Origin of the sequence: Saccharopolyspora kobensis (genome assembly GCF_900108315.1) — a bacterium.
Classification (GTDB): domain Bacteria; phylum Actinomycetota; class Actinomycetes; order Mycobacteriales; family Pseudonocardiaceae; genus Saccharopolyspora; species Saccharopolyspora kobensis.
Genome location: NZ_FNVB01000011.1, coordinates 86,140 through 104,296 on the forward strand (window position 1 = coordinate 86,140; position 18,157 = coordinate 104,296).

At 71.1% G+C, this 18,157-nt stretch carries 18 protein-coding genes; 7 read left to right on the forward strand and 11 right to left on the reverse strand.

Annotated elements, in window-relative coordinates; all coding sequences use genetic code 11:
- Positions 1–102 precede the first annotated feature (102 nt).
- On the reverse strand, positions 103–1,845 hold the full coding sequence (locus C4T78_RS31585) for a hypothetical protein (protein WP_093350360.1): 1,743 nt from the start codon (positions 1,843–1,845) through the stop codon (positions 103–105).
- Between the two features lie 522 nt (positions 1,846–2,367).
- Between C4T78_RS31585 and C4T78_RS31590 the strand changes: the two genes are divergently transcribed.
- Positions 2,368–2,772, forward strand: coding sequence for a hypothetical protein (locus C4T78_RS31590; protein WP_093350357.1), 405 nt, complete (start codon positions 2,368–2,370; stop codon positions 2,770–2,772).
- Positions 2,773–2,793: 21 nt separating this feature from the next.
- Here the strand turns inward: C4T78_RS31590 and C4T78_RS31595 are convergent, their stop codons facing one another.
- The 7 genes from C4T78_RS31595 to C4T78_RS31625 all read right to left on the reverse strand — a co-directional run bounded on the left by C4T78_RS31595 (position 2,794) and on the right by C4T78_RS31625 (position 9,222).
- Positions 2,794–5,094, reverse strand: coding sequence for a LuxR C-terminal-related transcriptional regulator (locus C4T78_RS31595; RefSeq protein WP_235863404.1), 2,301 nt, complete (start codon positions 5,092–5,094; stop codon positions 2,794–2,796).
- 147 nt (positions 5,095–5,241) lie between these two features.
- Entirely contained in the window at positions 5,242–6,558 is a 1,317-nt protein-coding gene (locus C4T78_RS31600) for a rhodanese-like domain-containing protein (RefSeq protein WP_093351113.1), read from the reverse strand.
- Positions 6,558–6,905 carry a cupin domain-containing protein gene (locus C4T78_RS31605; protein WP_093350351.1) on the reverse strand — a complete coding sequence of 116 codons (348 nt, stop codon included), beginning with the start codon at positions 6,903–6,905 and terminating at the stop codon, positions 6,558–6,560. The genes C4T78_RS31600 and C4T78_RS31605 overlap by 1 nt, the downstream gene beginning before the upstream one ends.
- A gap of 61 nt (positions 6,906–6,966) precedes the next feature.
- Entirely contained in the window at positions 6,967–7,341 is a 375-nt protein-coding gene (gene crcB / locus C4T78_RS31610; protein ID WP_093350348.1) for a fluoride efflux transporter CrcB, read from the reverse strand.
- A complete protein-coding gene (locus C4T78_RS31615; protein WP_218161553.1) occupies positions 7,338–7,679 on the reverse strand; it encodes a DUF190 domain-containing protein in 342 nt (113 codons plus the stop codon). The genes crcB and C4T78_RS31615 overlap by 4 nt, the downstream gene beginning before the upstream one ends.
- The gene (locus tag C4T78_RS31620; protein ID WP_093350344.1) at positions 7,679–8,122 is read right to left on the reverse strand and encodes a fluoride efflux transporter FluC; all 444 of its coding nucleotides are present in this window, start codon (positions 8,120–8,122) and stop codon (positions 7,679–7,681) included. The genes C4T78_RS31615 and C4T78_RS31620 overlap by 1 nt, the downstream gene beginning before the upstream one ends.
- Before the next feature lie 344 nt (positions 8,123–8,466).
- Positions 8,467–9,222: a MerR family transcriptional regulator gene (locus tag C4T78_RS31625; RefSeq protein WP_093350341.1), complete on the reverse strand. Its 756-nt coding sequence runs from the start codon at positions 9,220–9,222 to the stop codon at positions 8,467–8,469.
- A gap of 177 nt (positions 9,223–9,399) precedes the next feature.
- Between C4T78_RS31625 and C4T78_RS31630 the strand changes: the two genes are divergently transcribed.
- Positions 9,400–10,071, forward strand: coding sequence for a biliverdin-producing heme oxygenase (locus C4T78_RS31630; RefSeq protein ID WP_093350338.1), 672 nt, complete (start codon positions 9,400–9,402; stop codon positions 10,069–10,071).
- 134 nt (positions 10,072–10,205) lie between these two features.
- Positions 10,206–12,050 (forward strand): acyl-CoA dehydrogenase, encoded by a 1,845-nt coding sequence (locus C4T78_RS31635; RefSeq protein WP_093350334.1) that lies wholly within the window; start codon positions 10,206–10,208, stop codon positions 12,048–12,050.
- A gap of 181 nt (positions 12,051–12,231) precedes the next feature.
- Here the strand turns inward: C4T78_RS31635 and C4T78_RS31640 are convergent, their stop codons facing one another.
- Complete coding sequence (locus C4T78_RS31640) at positions 12,232–12,663, reverse strand: DUF3224 domain-containing protein (protein ID WP_218161552.1); 432 nt, start codon at positions 12,661–12,663, stop codon at positions 12,232–12,234.
- A gap of 51 nt (positions 12,664–12,714) precedes the next feature.
- Between C4T78_RS31640 and C4T78_RS31645 the strand changes: the two genes are divergently transcribed.
- The gene (locus C4T78_RS31645) at positions 12,715–13,677 is read left to right on the forward strand and encodes a helix-turn-helix transcriptional regulator (RefSeq protein ID WP_093350331.1); all 963 of its coding nucleotides are present in this window, start codon (positions 12,715–12,717) and stop codon (positions 13,675–13,677) included.
- 87 nt (positions 13,678–13,764) lie between these two features.
- On the opposite strand, the gene C4T78_RS31650 is transcribed toward C4T78_RS31645, so the two are convergent.
- Entirely contained in the window at positions 13,765–15,090 is a 1,326-nt protein-coding gene (locus C4T78_RS31650; protein ID WP_258958390.1) for a glycosyltransferase family 87 protein, read from the reverse strand.
- Positions 15,091–15,205: 115 nt separating this feature from the next.
- Entirely contained in the window at positions 15,206–15,973 is a 768-nt protein-coding gene (locus C4T78_RS31655) for a deoxyribonuclease IV (protein WP_093350328.1), read from the reverse strand.
- A gap of 166 nt (positions 15,974–16,139) precedes the next feature.
- Between C4T78_RS31655 and C4T78_RS31660 the strand changes: the two genes are divergently transcribed.
- The 3 genes from C4T78_RS31660 to C4T78_RS31670 all read left to right on the forward strand — a co-directional run bounded on the left by C4T78_RS31660 (position 16,140) and on the right by C4T78_RS31670 (position 18,141).
- Positions 16,140–17,066, forward strand: coding sequence for a hypothetical protein (locus tag C4T78_RS31660; protein WP_093350326.1), 927 nt, complete (start codon positions 16,140–16,142; stop codon positions 17,064–17,066).
- 193 nt (positions 17,067–17,259) lie between these two features.
- Positions 17,260–17,616: a 30S ribosomal protein S6 gene (gene rpsF, locus C4T78_RS31665; RefSeq protein WP_235863400.1), complete on the forward strand. Its 357-nt coding sequence runs from the start codon at positions 17,260–17,262 to the stop codon at positions 17,614–17,616.
- Between the two features lie 42 nt (positions 17,617–17,658).
- A complete protein-coding gene (locus C4T78_RS31670) occupies positions 17,659–18,141 on the forward strand; it encodes a single-stranded DNA-binding protein (RefSeq protein WP_093151210.1) in 483 nt (160 codons plus the stop codon).
- Positions 18,142–18,157 lie beyond the last annotated feature (16 nt).

The following is an 18,157-nucleotide window of genomic DNA, read 5'->3' on the forward strand; positions in this document are numbered from 1 at the left end:
GGCTCGGGGCAAGGCTGACGGTGCTGGCCGCGGTGGGTGATACCTCCTCTCGGTGTTGTGCGTGGCTGGCCGCTTCGACGGACGAGGCGGCCAGCCCGGCCATCAGGCGCCCAGCCCGGTGCGTGCCGCCGTCGCGATCACCTCCTCGGGGTGGTGCTCGGCGATGACGGCGAGCACTTCGGTTGCGCTGGAGTGCTCGCTGCCGGCGATCTCGGTGATCAAGGACAGCTGGTCGGACGCCGGATGCCTGCCGAACTCGGTGAGGAACAGCTCGATGTCCTCGTCCAGCGCGGCGGCCATGCCGTCCAGCGCGCACAGCAGCTCGTCGCCCGGCCGGAGCGCGGCATCGGTGCTCGACGGCCTGGCCTGCAGCCACACGCGCGCCGCCGGGCCCGCCACCGGGTCGTCGATCAGATCGCGCGCCGCAGCCACGCCCTCCGCTCCGGTGTGCTCCAGGACGGCCAGCGCCGACAGCCGGACCGTCGGGTCGTCGACCCGGCGCAGCAGGGCCGTCAGCTCACCGCTCGCCTGCCGGGCGCCCCGCTGCTCGATCCACCGCCCGATCAACACCGGCTGCACGTCGACGGGAGTGTCGGTGAGGGCCAGGGTCAGCAGCTCCGCTGGGGCGGCCGCCAGGTCGTCCACCGAGGGAACCCGGAAACCGAAGGCGCGCAACGACTCCCGCGCCGCCCACAGGCCCGCTGGCAGCAGCTCGACCTCGACCTCGCCCGGCGCGGCGGTGTGCGTGCGGACCGCCTGCATCGACTCCCACTGGGCGAGCACCTGGCCGACGACATCGCGCACCGCCTCCTGCGCCGCGGGCTCCGCCTCGTCGAGCAGGTCGCAGGTCATCGACACGATCAGCTCCAGCGGCACCGCGTCGGTCCGCGCGTACAGCACGCTCAACGCCGCCTGCACGATCTCCGGCAGCGCGTCGGCGCCCTCGGACAGCACGTCCAACCGCTCCCGGAAGACGTCGTCCACCAGCACGAACCGCTGCCACAACCGGCTCCACAGCAGCTCCGGCCGGGCCAGCAGCGGGTCCGCGATCAGGGTGCGCACCAGCAGGTCTCCGGCGGAGCGGACCAGACCGGCCCGTTCGGCCCACTCCAGCAGCAGGTCGGCGTCCTCGGCGTGACCGCCCAGCGCCGTCACCAGATCGTCCACATCGGACGGATCGCGGCCGTCGCCGATCCACTCCAGCACGATGTGGATCAGCTGCACCACCGGCGATCCCGCCGCTATCGCTCGGTGCGGTTCGAGCTCGGCGAGCTCCACCGGTGGCAACCACAGCGCGGGCTGATCGCCCGGCTCCAGCGCTTCGCGGCGCTCGATCTCCTCCAGCACGTCGTGGTCCACGTCGACCTCGTCGGCGTCCACCGCGGCGAAGAACTCCGCCACGGCCTGCTGGTCGTCGGTGTCCACGCCGAGCTCCCGCATCGTGATCGACCAGAACTTCGCCGAGCTCCACTCGGCCGGTTCGGCCATCGCGATCAGGTAGTCCGGGGTGGCCCGCTCCACCGCCTCGTGCAGCTCGGAGACCGTGTTCGGGCCGGTCAGCAGGTCGTTCTCGGCGAGGAAGCCGATCCACTGGTGCAGGAAGTCCGGCGCCAGCGACCAGTCCGCCAGCACCGACCGGCGCGGCACCACCGCCACCAGGAACCTGGCCAGCTCCTCCTCGGACCACCAGGCCAGCAAGCCGTCCCTGGCGAACTTGTCGGTCAGCAGCTGGTCGAGCAGCTCGGCGGCGTCCAGCTCGGGGCGGCTGCGGCCGAACCGGGCGATCAGCTCCTCGCGGGAGGCGTCGAACCGGTCGGCCTCGCCGTGGATGAAAACGGTGCGCATGGGGTGCTCCTCTTCGCTCAGGTGTGCGGATCACCGTCGAGAGTAAGGACGGAGCACGAGGAACCCGGGTAGCGCAAGCAGGGTTCTGCACGTGTGTCGGGACCCCCTATCGGGTGAAGTTCGTGGGGGCATCGGTATGGCCGTCGGTACTTGTCCCGCTTCGGGCACCAGGGCCATTGGTCCATGCTTCCGCTGCGTCCGGCGCGGACGCGGCACCGCTCCAGCGGTGGCGCACCACCGCGAAGGACCTGCCCGGCAGCCCCGGAAGCGACTCCGCCGCCCCGGCTCCGGCCCACCCGGCCGGAGCGGTGGAGCGGACTGCGGGCACAGCCGCAAAAGGGAGGAGGTTCCGGCGACCGGCCGAGAGCACCTGCCCCAAAGCTGCTCATCGGTCCGGCCTCCCGTCAGCGAGGTGGGTGCCACCCGTCCGACAGGCGGCAACGGCGCCGCCGCCACCCGCCTCGCTGAACCCCACCGCGGCGTCCCCCGTCCCCCGATACCAGAAGGCCCTCGAACCGCCCCATGTCCAGCCATTCCGAATTCCACGCAGCGGGCTGGCGGGTCGATCACGACCCGCGCACCGACCGAACCACGATCCTCGTCGGCGACCGGGTGAGCGCACTCCGCGCGCCCGCCGCCTTCGCCGCCCACGTGCACCGAGTGCTGGCCGTGCACCTGCAGGCCGGCCCGGTGCTCGCCGACGGATCGGACTGGGTGCTGTTCACCCAGCCCGAGCCGGACGCTGAGACGCCGGTCGACCTGACCGAGCTCACGACCATCCCGAACGGCACCCGGCTCGAAGTGCCGCCGCTGACCGACTCGCGCTGGATCACCCCACCGCGCCTCGGCCTCTCGGCACCCGCGCACCAGGTGGTCTGCTCCGCGACCCGGCGGGCCATGCTGACCACTCCGCGCGCGGCTGCTTGAACGCTCGTCGGACGGGCTCCCTCAAGCCTGCTCGGCGACCCACACCGCGATCTGCGCGCGCGAGGTGACGCCGAGCTTGGCCATGATGTGCTCGATGTGGCTGTCCGAGGTCCGCTTGGAGATCACCAGCTGCTCGGCGATCTGCCGGTTCGACAGGCCCTGCGCCACCAGCCCCGCCACCTCGCGCTCGCGCGGTGTCAGCCGCACCGAGGTGTCCATCGCAGGCGCCGAGTGCCGCTCGCCCAGCGCGAACCGGAGCACTTCGTCCAATGTGGACTCAGCGCCCCGGCGTCGCGCGGTGCGCAAATCCGCGGTGGGCAGCGCGTTGCGGATCCGCGCTTCGGTCTCGGCGTGCCAGGCCAGGTACGGGCGCAGGCCGAACAGGTAGCTGCCCATCGGCTGCCACAGCCGGCTCACCGCGGCGCTCAGCTGCGCGGCCCGGGCGGCCCGGCCCTGCCCCGCGGCCACCCAGGACTCGATCTCGACGGCCAGCAGCACGCCGGGCACATCGCCGAAGAGCTGCTTGGTCCGCAGGCATTCGTGCAGGTGGGACACGGCGGCGTCGAGGTCGCCCTGCTGCCAGCGGACGAGCCCGAGCACCAGCTCGCACCACGACCGCGCCCACTTCTCGCCGTGCTCCGCGCAGATCTCCCGGCACCGCCGGCACAGGTCGAGCGCGCGCGGGAGGTCGCCGTGGAAGACGTGCAACGACGCCAGGCTCGCCATGCTGAGCATCGCGAGTCCGTCGTGGAGCATGACCTCCTCCTGCTCCAGCGCTTCGGCGAACCACTCCATCGCGGCCTCGTGCCGGTCGCGGACCATGTCGATGAGCCCGGCGATGTGCGGGACCAGGCCCAGCACCGCCTCCGCCCGCACCTGGCGGGCCACCTCCTGGCCCTCGGCCAGCAGGTCCAGCGCCGCACCGGAATCCCCCTGCCAGCCGGTGATCAGCGCGTCCACCAGCAGCGCGCGGGCCCGCTGCGGGCTCGGTTCGGGGGAGACCTGCAAGGCCTCGCCCAGCCAGGAGACGGCTTCCCCGGGAGTTCCGCCCGCGAGCCAGAAGAACCGCAGGGCCGCCGCCATGCGCAGGGCCTCGTCGGCTTCACCGGGTTCGGTGCAGCAGAACCGCAGCGCACCGCGCAGGTTCTCCCGGTCCAGCCGCAGCCGCGCCAGCCACTCCACCTGGTCCGGCCCGAGCCACTCGGCGTCGACGCGTTCGGCCAGCAGCAGGAAGTGATCGCGGTGGCGGCGGCGCAGCACCAGTTCCTTGGTGCCGCCGCCGAGCCGCTCGCGGCCGTACTCCCGGATCGTCCGCAGCAGCCGGTAGCGGGTGCGCGCGTGCTGCGGGTCCTCCTTGACCAGCACGGACTTCTCGACCAGCCCGGCCACCCCGACGAAGACGTCCTCCACGGTCACGCCGTCGCCGACGCACACCGCCTCGGCGGCCTCCAGCTCGAAGCCGTGCGCGAACACCGACAGCCGCGCCCACACGGACTGCTCCACCGGCGAGCACAGGTCGTAGCTCCACTCCACCGCCGCCCGCAGCGACTGGTGGTGCGGTGATGCGCTGCGATCGCCCCAGGTCAGCAGCCGGTACCGGTCGGTCAGCCGGGCCAGGACCTCCGACACCGACAGCGACCGCATCCACACCGCGGCCAGCTCGATCGCCAGCGGCAGCCCGTCCAGCTGGTGGCACAGGCGGACCACGTCGGCTTCGTTGTCCGGCCCGATGGTGAAGCCCGGCAGCACCGCCGACGCCCGGTCGGCGAACAGCTCCAGCGCCTCGTGCCCGACGGCCCGCCGCACCACCCGGCCCTGCTCGTCGAGCTGCGGCATCAGCAGCGGCGGCACCGACCACACCTGCTCACCGGCGATGGCCAGCGGCGCCCGCGAGGTGACCAGGACGCGCAGTTCGGGAGCGGTCGTCAGCAGCCCGTTGACCAGCGGTCCGCACTCGTCGAGCAGGTGCTCGCAGCCGTCCAGCACGATCAGCATCCGCTTGTCGGCCAGGCGCTCGGCGAGCAGGTCCTCGGCCGCACCGGGTGGGGCTCCGCGCAGGCCGAGGCTGCTGACCAGCACCTGCGCGAGGTCGCCGTGCGCGGGTATCTCGGAGAGCTCCACCAGCCGGATGCCGTCGGGGAAGGCGCGGCGCAGATCTCGCGCGACGCGGGTGGCCAGCCGCGACTTGCCGACTCCGGGCACCCCGGTGAGAGTCACCAGTCGTGAGCTCGACAGCAGCCGTTTGACCTGCGTGATCGCTCCGCGCCGACCGACGAAGCTCGTCAGGTCGTCGGGAATCCTGCCCACCCGTCGGGTTGCCATCGCGGGACCACCCGCACTCACCGGAAGTACGTCGTGTCCGAGTGTAGGCCCGCTACCACCCGGGTTCACCCGATGAGGGACGTCCGGAGCACGCCGCAGCCGACGCGGTGAGCAGCGCGTCGGACGTGCTCGGCCGATCAGACGTTTTCAGCGATCGGAGGCCAGCGGGAGGCCGGTCCGGTGCGCGGCGGTGAAGTCCTCGTCGACGAACACCACTTCGCGCCCTTCCCTGGCCAGCAGCGATGCCGCGACCGCGGCGCGGTAGCCGGTGCTGCAGTGCACCCACACCACGCCGTCGGGCGGTTCGCTGGAGCGGTCGCGCAGCTCGAACAGCGGGATGTGCACGGCACCGCGCAGGTGACAGCCGCGCCACTCGCGGCGCATCCGCACGTCCAGCACCACCGTTCCCGGCCCTGCCTCGGCGAGATCGGCGAAGGTCGCCGACGGCAGGCCGCGCACCAGGCTCGGGTCCGGTGCGAGCTCCTCCGGGGTGCCGACCGCGGCGGTCGTGCGGTCCAGGCCGATGCGCGCCAGCTCGCGCTGCGCGGCGGCTACCTGCTCGGCCGTCTCGCCCAGCAGGGTCATCGGCGAGGACCAGTCGGCCAGCCAGCCCAGCCAGTGCGCCAGCGGCCCGTCCAGGCCCAGGCAGATCGCGCCCGCCAGGTGCGCCCGGGAGAACTCCCGGCGGGAGCGCAGGTCGATCACCCATTCCCCGGTGCGCAACCGCCGGGCCAGCTCCGCAGGCCGCAGCCGGATCGGTTCGCGCAGGTCGACCGGTTCCGGCCCGGCCTGGTTCCGGGCGCTCAGCTGCGCGTAGTAGCCGGGAACGGGATCCAGCGAGGTCAGGGCTTGATCGACGAAGGCGTCCTCGTCGAGGTGGAACGCGGCGTTGACCTTCAGCTGCTGGCCGATGGTCGCGCTGTCGCCGTGCGCCGGCCAGACCTGAGCCGCACCGGGCAGGAGCTCGGCGAGCTTGCGCACCGAGGCGTGCTGCAGCCGGGCGAGGTCCTCGCTGTGCTGCGGGCCGAGCAGATCGGTTCGCCCGGTCGAGCCGGAAAGCAGCGAGTCGCCGGTGAAGACGCCGATCGCGCCGTCGGCGTTCTCCAGCACGTAGGCCAGGTGGTGGAAGGTGTGCCCGGGCGTGGCCAGCACGCGCAGCCGCAGCTGCGGCGACACCTCCAGCACGTCGCCCTCCACCAGCGGCCGCGCGTGAGGCACCTGGTCGGCCGCCGCGACCCCGTACTCCGCGCCGGTCAGCCGGGACAGCTCCACACCGCCGGAGAGGTGGTCGTGGTGCAGGTGGGTGTCGAGCACGTGCGTGATGCGGACTCCGCGACGCCCCGCGGCGGCCAGGAAGCGGTCCACATCGCGGGCCGGGTCGATCACCACCGCTCGCCCGTCGTCGCAGACCAGGTAGCTGCGGGCGCCCAGCGATGCGGTCTCGACGGTTTCGACCTCCACCATCACGCGGGTTTCTCGTCCCGGCCGTGGACCTGGGCCGGCGGGTGCGTGGCCTCCACGGCGGTGAACTCCTCCAGGATCTTGTAGTGATGCTCGGCGCCCTTCGGGATGATCCACGAGTCCCCGGGCTGCAGCAGCACGACCTGGCCTTCGCTGTGCAGCTCCGCGCGGCCGCTGATCACGTAGCCGACGGTCTCGTAGTCCCTGGCGGCTGATTCCTTCTCCAAGCCGGGCGGCTCACCGCGCCACAGCCGCATCGCCAAGCCGACGCCTTCGGCGAGGTAGTACTGGCCCTGCGTGCCGCGTGGCGAGTGCGCGCCGTCCACCTTGATGATCGTGGTGTCGCTCATCGGATCCACCTCCCGCGGGTGTCCCCGATTCTCCCGCCGGTGTCGCGGCGGGGCAGCGCGATCAGGCCAGCACCGCGGCGGCCAGCACCACGCCGACCACTCCGGAACCGATGCCGGCCAGCACCGTCCCGAGCACGTTGAGCACCGCGTACAGCCGCGCGCCGTCGGCGAGCAGGCGCACGCTCTCGTAGCCGAAGGTGCTGAAGGTCGTCAGCGCCCCGCAGAACCCGACGCCCACCAGCGCCTGCAACTCCGGCGACTCCAGGCCGAACAGCGCTGCGCCGGTGAGGACGCCGAGGATCAGGGAACCGACCGCGTTGACCGTCAAGGTGCCCCACGGGAAGCCGGTGTCGTGCCGGGCCTGGACCCAGCGATCGGTGAGGAAGCGCAAGCAGGCGCCCAGGGCGCCGCCGATCGCGACCAGTGCGAAGGTCACCGCTGCTCCCGTCCGGCGTAGCGGATCACCTCGACCTCGTCGAGCAGCACCAGTCCCTCGGTGACCAGCTCGTCGAGCTCGGGCAGGAAGTCCCGCACCCGCTGCTCGTCGTCGACGATCACCACCGCGATCGGCATGTCCTCGCTCAACGACAGCAGCCGCGTGGTGTGGATCGCCGAGGAGGCGCCGAAGCCCTCCACGCCGCGGAACACCGAAGCTCCCGCCAGCCCGGCTTTCCGCGCCCTGCGCACGATCTCGTGGTAGAGCGGTTTGTGCTGGTAGGTGTCGGTCTCACCGAAGATCGCGGTGAGCCGGACGGCATGGCCGTGCAGCCGCATCAGCGATTCCCCCTCCCGAGCGCACCGGCCACCGACCGCGCGCCGAGCACGCCGACGGCCACCGCGAGCAAGCAGGACAGCACGGTGCCCGCGAGGTAGGCCAGGGCGAGCGCGGCACGGCCGTCGAGCACCAGGTGCACCGCGTCGGCGACGTAGGTGGAGAACGTGGTGAACCCGCCCAGCACGCCGACACCCAGGAACGGCCGGACCAGCCGGTGCGCGGTGACCAGGTCGGTGATCACGAACATCAGCACGCCGATGGCCAGGCAGCCGACCACGTTGACCACGAAGGTCGACAGCGGGCCGGGCCAGGCCAGGTAGGCGCCGTAGCGCAGCACCGAGCCGGTGGCGCCACCCGCGGCGACCGCGGCGAGCACGTCCCACGGCGGACGCGTCCGGGGCCTGCGGGCCGGGCGCAGCTCGGCGGGGAAAGCGGACCCCATGAACCCTCCCGCACGATCTCGACCTGTGCCCGAACGGTACTCGGGCACGGCCCGCGGAGCTGCGCCGCGATGGCTCCGCCGCGCAATTTCAATTGAAATCAACCTGCTGATTTCAATTGAAATTGCGGTCCTTCGGCGCGTCGGGCACCCGACACGCCGGTGGTGCGTCGGGTGCCCGTGGGATTCCGTCGGGTGGTCGTGCGATTTCCATTGAAATCAGACGTGCGATTTCCATTGAAATTGCACAGGTCCCCACGGCCCCACGGGGTTCTGATCGCGTCTTCCGGGGTGTCGGGTGTTGGACGCACCGGAGGTGTGCCTGCTTTCGTTGGCGTTGTGGGGAGCTACTCGCCGGCTCGGTCGGCGTTGGCGTGGATCGCCGTGCGGATGTAGGCCGCCAGGCCCGGTTCGAGCTTCTCGTAGTGATCCGTGAAGCGCTCGTCCGCCACGTACATGTCGCCGAGGCCGCGGTGGATCTCGTACGTGCAGTCGTAGCACCAGCGCGTGATGTGCCGGCGGTGCTCCTCCGCGAGGTCCATGGCCTGCTCGCTGTCCGGTGCCACCCCGGCCTGCTTGGCCTGTGCGAGCCGCTGCCCGACTTCCTGCTGCTCGGCCATGAAGCGCTGCCAGTCCTGCTTGGTGAAGGAGCTCATCCGCTGCTGGGACTGGCGGTACGCGTCGGTGCCGCCCCAGCGCCGCTCGGCCTCCTCGGCGTGGTCGTCCGGGTCGAAATCGCCGAACAGCTCGAACTTCTCCTCCTGCGTCAGCTCGACGCCCATCGTGCTCGCCTCCAGTTCGCGTTCCACTGCCGCGACCACCCGCTGCAGCCGGTCGATCCGCGCCAGCAGCAGTTCGCGTTGCCGCCGCAGGTGTTCGCGGTCGGTGCCGTCGGCGAGGATGGTCGCGATCTCGTCGAGGCCGAGGTCCATCGCCCGGTACCCGAGGATCCGGCGCAGCCGGTCCAGGTCCGCGTCGGAGTAGCTGCGGTAGCCCGCGGCCGTCCGGGCGCTCGGGGTGAGCAGTCCGATCTCGTCGTAGTGGTGCAGGGTGCGCACCGTCGTTCCGGAGATCCGCGCTGCTTCGCCGACCGAGTGGGGCACGGTCCTCACCTCCTCGTCGACGAGCCTGGGGCCTCACGCGACGTGAGGGTCAAGCCGGATTCTGCCGCGTCCGCCCGGGTGAAGCAGAGATCACCGGAAACCGGCCCTTGGCAGCGCCGGCACCGCGATCTAGGGTGAGTGAAGTTAAGTAAGGCTTGCCTAAGTAAGGGGTTGCCGATGACGACCACCGAACGTCCGGTCCGCCGCGACTTCGCGCAGCGGCTGCGCGCGGAGACCCGCGCCGAGCACGGCCGCGCGCACCGCCAGCCCTACGTCCGGGCCCTGCTGGCCGGTCAGCTCGGGGCCGAGGACTTCGCGATGCTGCTCGCCCAGCACTACTTCGCCTACGCGGTGCTGGAGGCGGCCGCCGAGCACATGCGCGGCGACCTCGTCGCCGGTCCCTTCGTCAGCGACCGCCTGCGGCGGCTGCCCGCGCTGGAGGCCGATCTCCAGCACTACTTCGGCCGCGGCTGGCGGCGCAAGATCGCGCCCAGCGCCGCCACCGAGGAGTACCTGGCGCGGATGCGCGAGGTCTGCTTCGACTGGCCGGGCGGTTTCGTCGCGCACCACTACACGCGCTACCTGGCCGATCTCTCCGGCGGTCAGGCGATCCGGGCGATCGTGGGCCGGAGCCTCGGCCGCTCGGACGGTGCCGGTTTCACGTTCCTGACCTTCGAGCGGATCCCGAACGGCCCGCGCTTCAAGGACGCCTACCGCACCCTGCTGGACACTGCGGGCTGGAGCGCCGCGGAGGAGGATCGGATCGTGGCCGAGGTCAAGCGCGCCTATGCGCACAACACGCGCGTCCTCGCCGAGCTCAGCTACCTGCTGATCCCGCGGCAGCGGTGATCTGCTGGCCCTCCCGGGTGGTGTAGCGAAGACCGCCTTGGCAGAAGTTACCGTCAGGTAATACCCTCTTGTTACCGACGAGTAAGGGCTCTAGCCGGGCCCACCCGCAGCAGCGTGCAAGAGGGAGCCTTTCCATGGGCCACTACAAGAGCAACGTACGAGACCTCGAGTTCAACCTGTTCGAGCTGTTCAAGGTGCAGGAACGGCTGGGCAAGGGCGCCTTCGAGCAGTCCGACGAGGACACCGTGCGCGGCGTGCTCACCGAACTCAACGAGCTCGCCACCGGGCCCCTGGCCGAGTCCTTCGTCGAGGGCGACCGCAACCCCGCCAAGTTCGACCCGGCCACCCACTCGGTGACCCTGCCCGAGGCCTTCAAGAAGTCCTACCAGCAGGTCATGGACGGCGAGTGGTGGCGGCTGAGCCTGCCGGACGAGCTCGGCGGCTACGGCACCCCGCCGAGCGTGATCTGGTCGGCCGCCGAGCTCATCCTCGGCGCCAACCCGGCCGTGTACATGTACATGGCCGGCCCGAACTTCGCGACGATCCTGTGGCGCAACGGCACCGAGGAGCAGCGCCACTGGGCCGAGCTGATGATCGAGCGCGGCTGGGGCGCCACCATGGTGCTGACCGAGCCCGACGCGGGTTCCGACGTCGGCGCCGGCCGCACCAAGGCGGTCAAGCAGGAGGACGGCTCCTGGCACCTCGACGGCGTCAAGCGGTTCATCACCTCCGCCGACCAGGACATGACCGAGAACATCATGCACCTGGTGCTCGCCCGGCCCGAGGGCCCCGGCGTGGAGGCCAAGCCCGGCACCAAGGGCCTCAGCCTGTTCCTGGTGCCCAAGTTCCACTTCGACAGCACCACCGGTGAGCCCGGCGAGCGCAACGGCGCCTTCGTCACCAACGTCGAGCACAAGATGGGCCTGAACGCCTCGGCCACCTGCGAGCTGACCTTCGGCCAGCACGGCGTCCCGGCCAAGGGCTGGCTGCTCGGCGAGGTGCACGACGGCATCGCGCAGATGTTCCAGGTCATCGAGTACGCCCGGATGATGGTCGGCACCAAGGCCATCGGCACCCTGTCCACCGGCTACCTCAACGCGCTGGACTACGCCAAGGAGCGCGTGCAGGGCGCCGACCTGACCCGGGCCGCGGACAAGACCGCCCCGCGCGTCACCATCACCAACCACCCCGACGTGCGGCGCATCCTGATGCTGCAGAAGGCCTACGCGGAAGGTCTGCGGTCGGTGTACCTCTACGCCGCGGGCTTCCAGGACCAGGTCTTCCAGGGCCAGCACGAGGGCACCGACTTCAGCACCGCCGAGCAGGTCAACGACCTGCTGCTGCCGATCGTCAAGGGCGTCGGCTCGGAGCGGGCCTACGAGATGCTGACCCTGTCGCTGCAGACGCTCGGCGGCTCCGGCTTCCTGCAGGACTACCCGATCGAGCAGTACATCCGCGACTCCAAGATCGACAGCCTCTACGAGGGCACCACCGCGATCCAGGCGCAGGACTTCTTCTTCCGGAAGATCGTCCGCAACAACGGTGCCGCGCTCGGCCACGTCGCCGCCGAGATCCAGGCGACCCTGGAGGCCGAGGGCGCCGACGAGCGCCTCAAGGAGGAGCGGGCGCTGGTGGCCCGGGCGCTGCAGGACGCCCAGGGCATGCTCGGCACGATGATCGAGTTCTTGACCTCCTCGCAGGAGGACGTCAAGAACATCTACAAGGTCGGCCAGCACGCGGTGTCGTTCCTGATGAGCATGGGCGACCTGCTCATCGGCTGGCTGCTGCTGCGCCAGGCCGAGATCGCCCTGGCCGCGCTGGACGCCGGCGCCTCGGCCAAGGACCAGCCCTTCTACCAGGGCAAGGTCGCGGTGGCCCGGTTCTTCGCCAAGAACGTGCTGCCGGAGCTGACCGGTCGCCGCAAGATCATCGAGGCGGCCGACAACTCCCTGATGGAGATCGACGAGTCCGTCTTCTGAACCATCCGGTGAACCCCCGCTGATCTCGGGCGCAGCTCCACCCAGGAGTTGCGCCCGAGATCGTTCCCGGCTCCGTTTGCGCTGGTCAGGTGCCGTGAGTGCTTTGGGATGCTATGACACCCCAAAACACTCACGGGCCCCCACCTGCATGAAGTGGGCGGACGACGGGACTCGCCGCGTCTCAGCTCAGCTCGTAGTCGAAGGTGAAGGGCACCGCGGGGACTCCGTGCTCGGCGGTGTACTCGCCGGTGCCGCGGAGGCCGGTCAGGCCGCCGGTGCCGGAGCCCGGGACGACCTCGAAGGTGCTGCGGATCTTCCCGTCGGTGCCGAAGTGGCCGCGCTCCTGGAGCGCGAACGCACCCGCGCGGCCGTCCAGGCTGCCGCGGACCAGCTGGATCCCGGTGAACGCGCCGGTCAGGTCGCCGCTGTAGACGAGCGTGTACTCGCAGGCGACGTCGGCCGCCTCGATGCCGCCGGTGAAGGTGTTGGTGATGGAGGCGTGCGCGAGCTTCGGGTGCTCGTCCGCGCCGATGGTGCTCTCGTCCCAGCGGGCGACGGTGAAGTGGCCGGTGGTCTGCATGGAATTCCCTTCGATCAGTGCTGCCACCAGCATCGACGGCGTACCTGACATCTCCTGTCAGGTACTGCGGCAGAATTTCCGGGCATGCGCGCCGACCGCCTGCTCTCCCTGCTCCTGCTGCTGCAGAACCGCGGCCGGATGACCGCGACCGAGCTGGCCGCCGAGCTGGAGGTGTCGGTCCGGACGGTCTACCGCGACGTCGAAGCCCTCGGCGCCGCGGGCGTGCCGGTCTGCGCCGACCGCGGCCCCGACGGCGGCTACCGCCTGCTGGACGGCTACCGCACCCGCCTCACCGGCCTCACCGATGCCGAAGCCGGCTCCCTGTTCCTGTCCGGCGCACCCGGCCCGGCCCAAGACCTCGGACTCGGCGCGGTGCTGGCCACCGCGCAGCTGAAGGTGCAGGCCGCGCTGCCCGCCGAGCTGGCCGAGCGGGCCCGCCGCATCCAGGACCGCTTCCACCTCGACGCGCCGGGCTGGTTCCGGGACGCCGACGACGTGCCGCACCTGGCCGAGATCGCCCGCGCGGTCTGGGAACAGCGCGTGCTGCACGCGCACTACCGCCGCTGGAACGGCGAGGTGCACCGCGAGCTCCACCCGCTGGGCATCGTGCTGAAGGGCGGCATCTGGTACCTGGTGGCCCGCGCCGGTGAAGCCGTCCGCACCTACCGCATCGCGCGCTTCCTCGACGTGCGGATCGAGCCCGGGACCTTCGACCGCCCAACGGGTTTCGACCTGGCCGCGAGCTGGGCGGAGTCCGCCCGCCGGATGGAGGAGTCGATGGTGCGCGGAACCGCCAGGCTGCGGCTCTCCCCGGTCGCACAACGCCTCCTGCCCGCGCAGTTCGGCGCGAAGGGCACGCGAGCGCTGGCCGAAGCCGGCCCGCCGGACGAGCACGGCTGGGTGGAGGTCGACTTGCCGGTCGAGAGGACCAGCGTCGCCGTCCACGACGTCCTCCGCCTCGGCGCGGAAGCCGAAGTGCTCGCCCCGCCCGAACTCCGCGCCGCCGTCGCGGAAACCGTCACGGCTCTCGCTGCCCGCTACGCCTGAGCGCGAGCCCCAGCACCGTCGGCAAGCGCTCGCTGTCCAGCAACGGCGCTCGCACGATGTCCACCTACGCCGTGGGCGCCCGGCTGGTCACGGATGCCGCGGCGCGCTGGCTGGAACACCGCGGGATTCGCGGCCCGGCAGAAACCGCCCTCCGCCGACCGGTCCAGCGTCGTCCGCAGTGGACCGAGCGGTCAGGAACGCGACGAACAGCCCGACCAGCAGCGCGGCCCGGCCCCACACCCCGATCATCAACGCCTGCGCGGTGAAACCGTCGTGGATGCCGCTCGCCTCGCCCATCATGTTCAGGTACAGCCAGCGGAAGATGCTGACGCCCATCGCCACGTCGGCCACCAGGTACGCCGCGATCCAGCCCCAGCGCACCCGCACCAGCACGAAGAACGGCAGCAACCACAACGTGTACTGCGGCGAATGCACCTTGTGCAGCAGCAAGAACCCGCACAGCATCGCCGCCGACACCGGCACCCACGGATACGTCCCGGACCGCTCGTACCGCAACCAGCCCACCGCGCAGGCGACCGCGAACGACAGCAGCATCAGCAGCGGCGAGACCACGCCCATCGCCGACTGGAAGTCCGCCGAATCCGTCCAGTGCCGGAAGCCCCAGTACCAGACCGAATTCGTGCTGATGTCCACCTGCCGGCGCGACTGGAACTCGAACGACGCCGCCCACCCGCCGAACCCGGCGATGGCGAACGGCAGGTTCACCAGCACCGCGGTGGCCACCGAAGCCCCCACGACCTGCAACGCCCCGCGCACGTCCAAGCGCTCCCGGCCGCTGGTCAGCACGTACAACGCCAACGGCAGCACGAACAACGCCGGGTAGATCTTCAGCGCGAACCCGAGGCCCAGCACCACCGCGGCCACCGTCGCGCGCCGCCGCAACGGCACCGACGTCCACCGGTGCACCACGAACACCGCCGCGACCGCGCACGCCACGACCGGCAGATCCCAGTTGTGGAAGGCATAAAGCACCAACGGCGGGGACAACGCCCACAACAGCGCGCGCCACCCGCTCAACCGGCCCAGCCACCACGCGGTCGCGAGCCCGAACGGAGCCATCAGCAACGCCGACGCCGCCAGGAAACCGGCATCGGTGTCGACGAAGAACGCCCCCGCCCACATCAGCAACCCGGACAGCACCGGGTACTCGACCACCCCGCCGTAGAGCGAACCGTCCGGCTCGATCCCGCCGTGCACGTACGGGAAGACGTGCCGGTCGATGTCCCGGCCGATCCACAGGTTCTGGATGTCGGAGTAGCAGACGTCGCCGTAAGCCCGCTCCTGGTACGCAGGCCCCGACCGGCCCCACTCGTCGAACTCCGGGCCCGTGCACCGCGCCTTGTTCGCATAGCCCAGGGCCAGCGACAGCGCCGTCAGCACGCACAGCGCCACCAAGCCGGAGATCGTCAGGCCGCGAGCCGTCCTGCTGATGCCGATCCCTCCACCCGATCCGATACCGGGGTGAAGGGCGCCTCTCCGCGAGCGAGGTGCCCTTCACCCCGAGAGCTCACTGCACCTTGCCGCGCAGGAAGGCGATGTCGTCGGCCTGGCCCTCGTCCGGGGTCTCCACCACCACCGGCGCACCGGCGCTCGCGCAGACCGCCACCAGCAGATCCGGGTCGATGGTGCCCGCGCCGATGTTGGCGTGCCGGTCGCGGGAGGAGTCGAACTCGTCCCGCGAGTCGTTCAGGTGCACCAGGTCGATCCGCCCGGTGATCGCCTTCACCCGGTCGACGACGTCCAGCAGCTCCTCGCCCGCCGCGTGCGCGTGGCAGGTGTCCAAGCAGAACCCGGCGCCGAACTCGCCGACGGCGTCCCACAACCGCGCCAGCGCGTCGAACTTCCGCGCCATCGCGTTGGCCCCGCCCGCGGTGTTCTCGATCAGCACCGGGACGTCGAACCCGCCGTCCGCGGCCTGCCGCTCGAACAGCTTGCGCCAGTTCGCCACGCCCTCGGCCGGATCGTCGTCCTTGGTCACGTGCCCGCCGTGCACGATCAGCCCCCGCGCACCGACCTCGGCCGCCGCCTTCGCCTGCTGGCCGACCGCCTTGCGCGACGGGATCCGGATCCGGTTGTTCAACGACGCCACGTTGATCACGTACGGCGCGTGCACGAACACGTCCAGCTCGCTGGCGCGCAACTGCTCGGCCTGCGGATGCGGCTTCGGGGCCTTCCAGCCCTGCGGGTCGGACAGGAAGAACTGCACGACCTCCGCACCGCGCTCGGCGGCGGCGGTCAGCGGGTCGTCATCTCGGACGTGGGCGCCGATACGCATGCCCGGAGTCTAGGCGGCCGCCCGACACCGCTCGCGCCCACCGAATCCCACGAGGTGGAAACCGGACCGGACCGTCACCAATGGCGGTGTTCAACCGTTGTACACATCTGAGAGGTTCTCGTTTGAGAGAGTGATCACCCAATCGCGCATCCTGGGGAGGCGAGCCATGGGAGCACGGGGGCGACCCAACCCGTTGATCAACCCGCAGGTCCGCGGCCGGGCCCTGTCGGCCGGACTCGTCGGCCTCGTGCTGACCGCGAGCACCTTCCTCGGTGCCGGCACCGCCCATGCCGTCGACCCCCTGGTCGTCGACAGCCCGCTGGCGATCGTCAAGGCCGTGCCCGGCCAGCAGGTGACCGTCAAGCCGAGCACGCTGGACTTCAAGGTCCGCGAGGCCGTGCTGCTGGCCATGCCGCTGGCGTTCGGCCGGGCCAAGGAAGCAGGCGACCGCTTCGCCGGGCTGAGCCCGATCCCGCTCGGCACCGCTCCCGAGGGCCGCACCTTCTACTCCGGCAAGAAGATCGCCGAGGCGGCCGCGCCCCGGCTCGCCGAGATCGGCCTGCCGGAGGACAAGGTCGACGCGGTGCGCTGGCACTTCACCAACCTCGTCAGCATCGGCAACGCGGTGACGGTGAACGCCGAAGCGCCCGAGGAAGAACCGCCTCCGCCCCCGCCGCCCGCGCAGCAGCCGCCACCGCCCCCGCCGCCGTCCCCCGCGCCCGGCACGCCCGCGCCGCCGGAGCCCAGCCCGGCGCTGCTCCCGCCGGACCCGACGACGTTCGTCCCGCAGCCGGGCGGAGCGCCGACCGCGATGAGCCTCTTACCGCCCGAGCTGCGCGGCTCGTCGCTGACCTGGGCCCAGGGCCACTACGGCCAGGCGCCAGGGATGACGCCCAACATCGGTGACCTGGTCAAGCAGACCGAGGAGCGGAAGGCGCGCGAGCAGCAGGACGAGGTGCTGGCCGCGGGCAAGGCCGAAGCCCTGCCCACCGAGGTCACCGAGCGGGTGGCGGTCCCGGTCCTCCTCGCCTCCATCGCCCTCGCGGTGGCCACCGCGGCGCTGGTCAGGAGCTGGGTCCTCCGCCGCCAGTAGGGCGTTTCCGCAGTTCAGAACCCGTGAGCGGTTCGGGGTGCCAGAGCGCCCCGAACCGCTCACGTGCGTGCGGCGGGTGTGCGTCGCCCCGTCCCCCGGACCGTCGGCGGGCCTTGCTAGCCTTGTCCAGTTCGTCGACGCGAACGACCCTCCTGCCATGGAGAGCCCATGGCCGTGAGTCCACAGGAGGTGAATGGTCTTCATGCGTCATTACGAGCTCATGGTCATCCTGGACCCGAGCCTGGACGAGCGCACCGTCGCTCCGTCCTTGGAGAACTTCCTCAACGTCGTCCGCAACGACGGTGGCACCGTCGAGAAGGTCGATGTCTGGGGCCGCCGTCGGCTGTCCTACGAGATCGAGAAGAACGCCGAGGGCATCTACGTCGTCCTGGACCTCAACAGCGAGCCGGCCACCATCAAGGAACTGGACCGGCAGCTGAACCTCAACGAGTCGATCCTGCGGACCAAGGTCCTGCGCAAGGTCGTCGAGCCCCGCAAGGCCGCGCGTGCCGCCAAGGCCCGTGCCGCCGCTGCTCAGGCCAGCGCCTGATCCGGCCCGAATCGCTAACGACCAGACTGGAGTCCCCAGGTCATGGCTGGTGAAACGGTAATCACGGTGGTCGGCAACCTGACCGCCGATCCGGAGCTGCGCTTCACCCCGTCCGGTGCCGCGGTCGCGAACTTCACGGTCGCGTCCACGCCCCGGACCTTCGACCGCCAGAGCGGCGAGTGGAAGGACGGCGAAGCCCTCTTCCTGCGCTGCAACATCTGGCGGCAGGCAGCGGAGAACGTGGCCGAGTCGCTGACCCGCGGCATGCGGGTGGTCGTGCAGGGCAGGCTGCGCCAGCGCTCCTTCGAGACGAAGGAGGGCGAGAAGCGCACCGTCGTCGAGCTCGAGGTCGACGAGATCGGTCCGTCCCTGCGCTACGCGACCGCCAAGGTCAACAAGGTCAGCCGTGGCGGCAGCGGCTTCAGCGGCGGTGGCGGCCCGGCCGGCCCGCCGGCCGACGACCCGTGGGGTTCCGCACCACCTGCCGGTTCCGGCGGTGGGTTCAGCGACGAGCCGCCGTTCTAAGCGCGGCGACAACGCT

Excerpts from the sequence above, each read along its gene's own strand:
- C4T78_RS31640 (WP_218161552.1), bottom strand. The coding sequence starts at position 12,663 with ATGCTGGTGGCAGCACTGATCGAAGGGAATTCCATGCAGACCACCGGC.
- C4T78_RS31595 (WP_235863404.1), bottom strand. The coding sequence starts at position 5,094 with ATGGCAACCCGACGGGTGGGCAGGATTCCCGACGACCTGACGAGCTTC.
- C4T78_RS31660 (WP_093350326.1), top strand. The coding sequence starts at position 16,140 with ATGGGAGCACGGGGGCGACCCAACCCGTTGATCAACCCGCAGGTCCGC.
- C4T78_RS31605 (WP_093350351.1), bottom strand. The coding sequence starts at position 6,905 with ATGAGCGACACCACGATCATCAAGGTGGACGGCGCGCACTCGCCACGC.
- C4T78_RS31620 (WP_093350344.1), bottom strand. The coding sequence starts at position 8,122 with ATGGGGTCCGCTTTCCCCGCCGAGCTGCGCCCGGCCCGCAGGCCCCGG.
- C4T78_RS31655 (WP_093350328.1), bottom strand. The coding sequence starts at position 15,973 with ATGCGTATCGGCGCCCACGTCCGAGATGACGACCCGCTGACCGCCGCC.
- C4T78_RS31600 (WP_093351113.1), bottom strand. The coding sequence starts at position 6,558 with ATGGTGGAGGTCGAAACCGTCGAGACCGCATCGCTGGGCGCCCGCAGC.
- C4T78_RS31615 (WP_218161553.1), bottom strand. The coding sequence starts at position 7,679 with ATGCGGCTGCACGGCCATGCCGTCCGGCTCACCGCGATCTTCGGTGAG.
- C4T78_RS31670 (WP_093151210.1), top strand. The coding sequence starts at position 17,659 with ATGGCTGGTGAAACGGTAATCACGGTGGTCGGCAACCTGACCGCCGAT.
- C4T78_RS31590 (WP_093350357.1), top strand. The coding sequence starts at position 2,368 with ATGTCCAGCCATTCCGAATTCCACGCAGCGGGCTGGCGGGTCGATCAC.
- C4T78_RS31585 (WP_093350360.1), bottom strand. The coding sequence starts at position 1,845 with ATGCGCACCGTTTTCATCCACGGCGAGGCCGACCGGTTCGACGCCTCC.
- C4T78_RS31635 (WP_093350334.1), top strand. The coding sequence starts at position 10,206 with ATGGGCCACTACAAGAGCAACGTACGAGACCTCGAGTTCAACCTGTTC.
- C4T78_RS31645 (WP_093350331.1), top strand. The coding sequence starts at position 12,715 with ATGCGCGCCGACCGCCTGCTCTCCCTGCTCCTGCTGCTGCAGAACCGC.
- C4T78_RS31630 (WP_093350338.1), top strand. The coding sequence starts at position 9,400 with ATGACGACCACCGAACGTCCGGTCCGCCGCGACTTCGCGCAGCGGCTG.
- rpsF (WP_235863400.1), top strand. The coding sequence starts at position 17,260 with ATGGTCTTCATGCGTCATTACGAGCTCATGGTCATCCTGGACCCGAGC.